This window comes from Ruegeria sp. CF4, assembly GCF_056537345.1.
Map to the genome: position 1 here is coordinate 1 of NZ_JBQFRJ010000021.1, position 6,627 is coordinate 6,627.

Annotated in this window: 7 protein-coding genes; all 7 read left to right on the forward strand. The window is 57.2% G+C overall.

The genetic code is table 11. The features are described 5' to 3' along the window. Positions 1-121: 121 nt before the first annotated feature. The 7 genes from ACR0NF_RS21605 (at position 122) to ACR0NF_RS21635 (ending at position 6,452) form a co-directional block, all read left to right on the forward strand. Positions 122-1,291: a M24 family metallopeptidase gene (locus ACR0NF_RS21605; RefSeq protein ID WP_480778939.1), complete on the forward strand. Its 1,170-nt coding sequence runs from the start codon at positions 122-124 to the stop codon at positions 1,289-1,291. Positions 1,292-1,354: 63 nt separating this feature from the next. Continuing rightward, positions 1,355-1,558 carry a hypothetical protein gene (locus ACR0NF_RS21610; protein ID WP_480659510.1) on the forward strand — a complete coding sequence of 68 codons (204 nt, stop codon included), beginning with the start codon at positions 1,355-1,357 and terminating at the stop codon, positions 1,556-1,558. Positions 1,559-1,562: 4 nt separating this feature from the next. Further along, positions 1,563-2,969, forward strand: a complete 1,407-nt coding sequence (locus tag ACR0NF_RS21615; protein WP_480778940.1) for an amidase — start codon at positions 1,563-1,565, stop codon at positions 2,967-2,969. 2 nt (positions 2,970-2,971) lie between these two features. Next, positions 2,972-3,481, forward strand: coding sequence for an FAD-dependent oxidoreductase (locus ACR0NF_RS21620; protein ID WP_480778941.1), 510 nt, complete (start codon positions 2,972-2,974; stop codon positions 3,479-3,481). Next, positions 3,478-4,557 (forward strand): threonine aldolase family protein, encoded by a 1,080-nt coding sequence (locus ACR0NF_RS21625; protein WP_480778942.1) that lies wholly within the window; start codon positions 3,478-3,480, stop codon positions 4,555-4,557. Before ACR0NF_RS21620 ends, ACR0NF_RS21625 begins: the two co-directional genes overlap by 4 nt. 105 nt (positions 4,558-4,662) lie before the next feature. Next, positions 4,663-5,475 carry an aspartate dehydrogenase gene (locus ACR0NF_RS21630; RefSeq protein WP_480778943.1) on the forward strand — a complete coding sequence of 271 codons (813 nt, stop codon included), beginning with the start codon at positions 4,663-4,665 and terminating at the stop codon, positions 5,473-5,475. Positions 5,476-5,477: 2 nt separating this feature from the next. Then, the gene (locus tag ACR0NF_RS21635) at positions 5,478-6,452 is read left to right on the forward strand and encodes a threonine ammonia-lyase (protein WP_480668232.1); all 975 of its coding nucleotides are present in this window, start codon (positions 5,478-5,480) and stop codon (positions 6,450-6,452) included. The last annotated feature ends 175 nt before the right edge of the window (positions 6,453-6,627 follow it).

Here is a 6,627-nt window from a genome sequence, read left to right on the forward strand (position 1 = left end):
TCTCAGTCGATGGCGTAACCGCTGGCCGGATCGGCGACTCCGTCGTCGTCACCGAAACAGGATTCGAATACATCACAAACTACCCTCGACAAATCCTGCTCAGTAAATAAGGGCACTATCGATGAAAGACATGATCATGAACGCCATGCCTTTTCCCGCAGAAGAGCTGAAGACACGCGTTGATCGCGCATGCCAGGCGCTGGCCGATAACAATCTGGACGGAATCCTGATCTCGGTTCCCGAAAGCATCTACTACCTGACAGGTATGGATCACTGGGGGTTCTTTGCGGCCCATGTGGTGATCCTGAACCGCAATGGCGAGATGGGTCTGGCCTGCCGCGCGATGGAAAAGATCACCTATGACAACCAGGTGAACAACGCCGCATTCTATGGTCACAAGGACCATGAAGAACTGTCGGACTACGTGCATCAGGCGATGAAGGATCTGGGCATCATGGGCGGGCGCGTCGGCATTGAAAAGCGCAGTCTGTTCCTGACCCCGCGCCACGCCGAGCGTATTCAGGACGACGGTGCCGGAACGCAGTGGAGCGACGCGTCGGGTATCATCGACGATATCCGTCTGGTGAAATCCACGCTCGAGATGGAATATACCCGCAAAGCCGCACGCGCTGCGGATTTGGGCACGCTGGCTGCGATTGAAGCTGTGCGCGACGGGGCGTCGGACTATGAAATCTCGGCCGCTTACAACAATAAGATGATCCTTGAGGGCAGCGAATATCCGGGCTTCGGCCCATTCTTCCGCCCGACCACCCGTCTGGGTGAGGAACATACTACCTGGCGTGGTGACACCTTCGGCAATGGCGATGCGGTGTTCATGGAAACTTGCGCCGCCTATCGCAAGTATCAGGCACCGATGGGTCGATTGGTCTATGTCGGTGACGCACCCGATGGTGTCCACGAATCTGCCGAACTGGCCATGCGCGGCATGAAAGCCATCTGCGAGGCGCTTCAACCCGGCAACAAGGCAGGTGATGCCTATGATGCCTGGCGTGAGGTCGCCTGCAGCGCCGGTTTGAACGACTATCATCGTCACCACTGCGGTTATCTGGTTGGCATTGGTTTCCCGCCCAGCTGGACCGGTGGTTCGATGGTGACTTCGCTGTTTCCTAACTCTGAACGCAAGATCGAGGTTGGTATGGTCGTGCATGCGCATTCCTGGTTCACCAACACCGATGTGACGGACTACTTCATATCGAACACTGTCATGGTGACAGAGAATGGTGGTGAAGTGCTGACCAATCAGACGCCGGAAACCTTGATTCTGCGCTAAGATACTATGGTGCGCCAGACGGAGCGCACCATCCTCTCTGGATGCTATTTGCCCGGGATTCATATGGAAAAACTGACCAAAGAGACGCTGACAGGTGTTTGCAGCCAAATGGCTTCGCACGATTGGAGCGATGCCGAAATCAACGAACTCGTCGACCCGCAGCTTGGTATCATCACCGGGTTTCAGGACCTGCTGGATGAGCTGGAAGTGCTGCGCAAGATCGATCTGGGCACTACGCCACCAGCTTTGACCGTGCAGAAACGATAGACAGATGACCACCGAGATTGCTTTTGATACCGTCCGCGGATTGAAAAACCGGCTGACTGCCAAGGATATCACGCCTGCCGAGCTGGTCGATGTGTTCGCAGAGCGCATCGCGCACCACAATGACCGCTCCAAAGCGTTCATCACCGTAACCGACGGTTCGGCGCGCGCTGAATCTGCAAACCTGAGCGCCGACGATCTGGCTGCGTCGCCCTTCGCGGGCATTCCATACGCGTCGAAAGATCTGTTTGATATCGAAGGGGTTCTGACCTCGGCCGGATCGCGTGTGTTTCACGATCGTATCGCTACCGAGGACGCTTTTGCTATCGCGCAAATGCGTAACGCCAAGGCCGTCAGCCTGGGCAAAACCAATCTGCACGAGTTTGCGTATGGCGCGACCGGCGAGAACGAGGTCTACGGCACTTGCGTCAACGCCTACGATCCGACCAGACTTGCGGGCGGTTCGTCATCGGGGTCGGCGGCGGCGGTAGCATTCGGTTTGGTGCCTGCATCGCTTGGCACCGACACAGGTGGATCGGTTCGCGCGCCTGCCGCTCTGAATGGTTTGGTCGGCATGAAACCAACCATTGGCCGGGTTCCTACTGCAGGTGTTGTTCCCTATTGCTGGACGTTGGATCATGTCGGCCTGATGACACGCGATGTTGCCGACTGCGCTGATTTCCTTGGTATCGTGGCGGGTTATGACTCACGCGATCCCGGCTCGCAGAACATCCCTGTCGATGATTACGCCGAGGCGCTGGATCAAGATATCGCGGGTCTACGCATCGGGATTCCCGCCAATTTCTATTATGAGCGCACCGACCCGGAAATTCTGGCAGCAATGGAACAGGTCAAATCCTTCCTTAGTGCGCGAGGCGCTGCGCTGGTACCAGTCACATTCCCCGATCTGGAACACAGCCGCGCCGTATCTCTGACTGTCCAGATGCCCGAAGCCCTGAGCGCTCATTCCGCCTATCTGCAGGAACGCGGCGATCTGTATGGTCAGGATTTCCGCGCCGGGCTGGCGCTGGGGCAAACCCTGTTGGCTGAGCATTATGTGCGCGCCAAGCGGTTTGTGGAAATGTACCGGCAGAAAACCAACGCGCTATTCGACGATGTGGACCTGATCCTGACGCCGGCTACCCCGGAAATCGCACAAAAGGTCGGCACTGTGAAAACCACACGTGACGGCGTGGACGAAGCAGTTGGCAACGCGATTACCCGTTTCACCACTTTCTTTAACATGTCAGGCCACCCGGCGCTGACCATGCCCTGCGCGATGCATTCCGAAGGGCTGCCCATCTCGCTGCAGCTGGTGGGGCGATACTTTGAAGAGAGCACAGTGATCCGGGCTGCGCATGCTATCGAACGTGATGGCGCCTTTGCCATCCCGCTTCCGAATGTGGATGGCTGATCATGGTGCTTGCACTACTGAAATATGGGTTGTCCCGCCGATATCCGGCTCGGGAAGCGATTCCTCAGACACCCGATCTGAAGCCGCATTATGATGTGGTGATCGTCGGTGGCGGTGGTCATGGTGTGTCGCTGGCCTATCATCTGGCCACCAAACACGGCATCACCAATGTGGCGATCCTGGAAAAGAATTATCTGGGCGGCGGTAACACTGCCCGGAACACCACCGTAATCCGGTCGAACTATATCGATCAGCGGTCAATCAAATTTTATGCCAGCTCGCTGCGGCTCTATGAAAATCTGGCCAATGAGCTGGATTACAACATGATGTATTCGCGACGGGGGTCAGTTGACCTTGTCGCATTCCGAAGGCGAGGTTGCACAGACCGTCGTGGCCCGGATCGGCGCGATTCTGATCCGGGCGGATCAGGACGGGGAATATGCGTTGCACATGTTGACGGATTTCGCCTCGGCCCATTACCTGTGGGACGTGCTGCAGGACGCCGCGAATGAATTCGGCGGAGGGTTCGTCTGAGATGCCCGTCTATCATTTCAATTCGGACAATGGCGCGCCGGTTTGCGATCAGATCATGCAGGCCTTGATCGAGTGTAATTCCGGTGTTGAAACGGCTTATGGCGCGGATCAATGGTCGAAACGATTGGATCAGGCCTATTCCGAATTCTTCGAACGCAAGTGCTTTGTCTTTCCGGTCCCGACAGGAACGGCGGGAAATGGTCTGGCGCTGGGGGCGGTGACCCCGCCTTACGGGACGATCTTCTGTCACGAAGCGGCACATATCGTCACCACCGAATGCGGCGCGCCCGAGTTTTATTCGGGCGGGGGGCGCATGACCCTGCTGCGCGGAAAACATAACAAGATCAGTGTGGAAACGTTTCGGCAGGCTCTTGCAGATCATGGGATTGGAAATGTCCACCACATGCAGGCCAGCGCGCTGAGCGTGACGCAGGCGACCGAGTGTGGTGTGACCTATTCGCTCGACGAGCTCGGCGCATTGTCGGCAATCGCCCATGACAACGGCATGAAAGTACATCTGGATGGCGCGCGGTTCTCGAACGCGCTGGTACATCTGAATGCGACGCCTGCCGAAATGACCTGGAAAGTGGGCGTTGATCTTTTGACGCTGGGGACCACCAAGAACGGGACTATGAACGCCGAAGCGGTTATCACCTTTGATCCAAAAATCGCCGAGGTGGTGCGGTACATGCACAAACGTGCCGGACATCTGTCCTCTAAAATGCGCTACATGTCTGCGCAGCTGCTCCGCTTCCTCGAAAACGATCTTTGGCTCAAGAACGCATTGCTGGCTAACGGCAATGCCGCGCGGATCGCGGAGTCTCTGGCACTGTGCGACGGTGTGGAGTTCGCCCATCCCGTACATATCAACGAGGTTTTTGCGTCGCTTCCGGAAGAGATGATCCAGGCGTTGAACAAAAACGGGTTCCACCTGCGGCCGTGGAATTGCGGTCTTACAGGGGAAAACGTCCGCATGGTGTTGTCTTATTGCGATGCGCCTGACCGCCTCGACCTTTTTGAAACCGTGTGCCGTCAGCAGTCAGTCTCCCACTAGTACGCTGATTGCACCGGTTTCCGCCCTCGCCACGCCCTCTCGGCGAGGGCATTTTTTTGAACAAGGCCATTGTTTGCGATGGCACTCGGACGGAATGAGGAACTTATGGAACAAAAAAAGCTGGGAATTGCGGGTATCGGAGCGATTGGCAGTAACGTGGCCCGGGCCATCGATCGCGGCCAGATACCCGGATTTGCACTGACGGGGATGGCGGCCAGTCGCCCCGAACGTCTCGATGCGTTAAACGCCGAGCTGTCGAAGCCAGTACCCTTTATGGATTTCGACGCCCTGGCAGCGAATTGCGACTGGGTTCTGGAAGGGTTGCCGCCACAGTTGTTCGACGACCTTGCAAAGCCGGTGCTACAGGCCGGGAAAACCCTGATTGTCATGTCCTGCAGTCAATTGCTGGGCCGTGAGGATCTGGTCGAGCTGTCGCGTGACACAGGAGGGCGGATTATTATTCCATCCGGTGCGATGCTGGGGCTGGATGCGCTCAAGGCGGTTGCGGTGGGCGAGATCAAGTCCGTAACTATTGAGACCCGCAAACCGGTGGCCGGCCTGATCAATGCCCCTTATCTGAGCAAAACCGGTCTGGATCTATCGGGCCTGACCGAGGCGAAACAGATCATTTCCGGCAGCGTCACCGAGGTGGCACAGGAGTTCCCAGCCAATGTTAACGTGGCCGCCGCGCTTAGCCTTGCGGGGCTGGGACCGGATCGAACCCGGATGGAAGTCTGGGCCGATCCAACGCTGACGCGAAACAAACACACGGTGCGCGTTACCTCGGACAGTTCGGATTTCACCATGAGCATTCAGAACCGCCCGACGGACGAAAATGCCGCCACGGGCCGGATCACTCCGCAGAGCGTGATTGCATTGCTTAACTCTCATACCACCACTTTGCAGATTGGAACCTGAACATGCTGACATTGGAAATGATCCGGGCTGCAGCCGACACTTTGAACGGTGTCACCCGCGTTACACCCCTTCTGGAATCCGAGCTGTTGAATGCCCGGCTGGGTTTTCGCCTGTTGGTGAAGCCGGAATGCCTACAACGCACCGGGTCTTTCAAGATCCGCGGTGCTTTCACCAAGATTGCATCCTTAAGCGAGGCTGAACGTCAATCCGGTGTCGTGGCCTTTTCATCGGGAAACCACGCGCAGGGTGTGGCCGCCGCCGCTGCCGCAATGGGTGTCCGTGCAACAATTATCATGCCCGACGACGCGCCTTCTATCAAACTGCGCAACACGGCAGAATACGGTGCCGAGGTGATCACTTATGACCGCGAAACCGGAGACCGCGCCCAGATCGCCAAAGACGTGGCCGAACGTACCGGCGCGGTCATGGTTCCGCCCTATGACGACTATGTCCTGATGTCCGGTCAAGGCACTGTCGGGCTTGAGATCGCCGAACAGCTGGAGCAGTTGGGCGTCAGCGCTGATGCGGTCGTCTGTCCGGTGGGCGGCGGCGGCTTGATTGCCGGGGTATCGACGGCGCTAAACGCTCTGTGCCCCGAGACTGAAGTTTTTGTCGCAGAGCCGGAACATTTCGACGATACCCGCAAGTCCATCCAGGCCGGAAAACGCATTGGAAATGATCCGGGTCATCAGTCTGTCTGCGACTCCATTGTTACTCAGATCCCTGGTGAACTGACGTTTCCCATCAACCAAAAACTGGTTTCGGATGGTTTTGCAGTTACGGATGGACAGGCGCTTGCCGCGATCCGGGTTCTGCTGGATGAGCTGAAAATCCTGGCCGAACCCGGGGGTGCCGTGGCATTTGCCGCCGCTCTGAAATATGCGGACCGCTGGGCCGGTAAAACAGTTGTCGCCATCGTTTCCGGGGGCAATGCGGATCTAAATGCGGTAATGAGCGAAAAACGCGATCAGGCGTAAACAACGGTTACCACCATCTGGTGGTCGTGTTTTAGGCCTTGCGCAACATCTGATCATCCTGCTTGGTGCGACTCGGCCTGGAAAATAAAAACGGCGCGCCGGTTGGCACGCCGTCTTGAAACAACTCTTTCGCAGGGTCTTAGTAGACGACCACGGATCGGATGCTTTCGCCTTT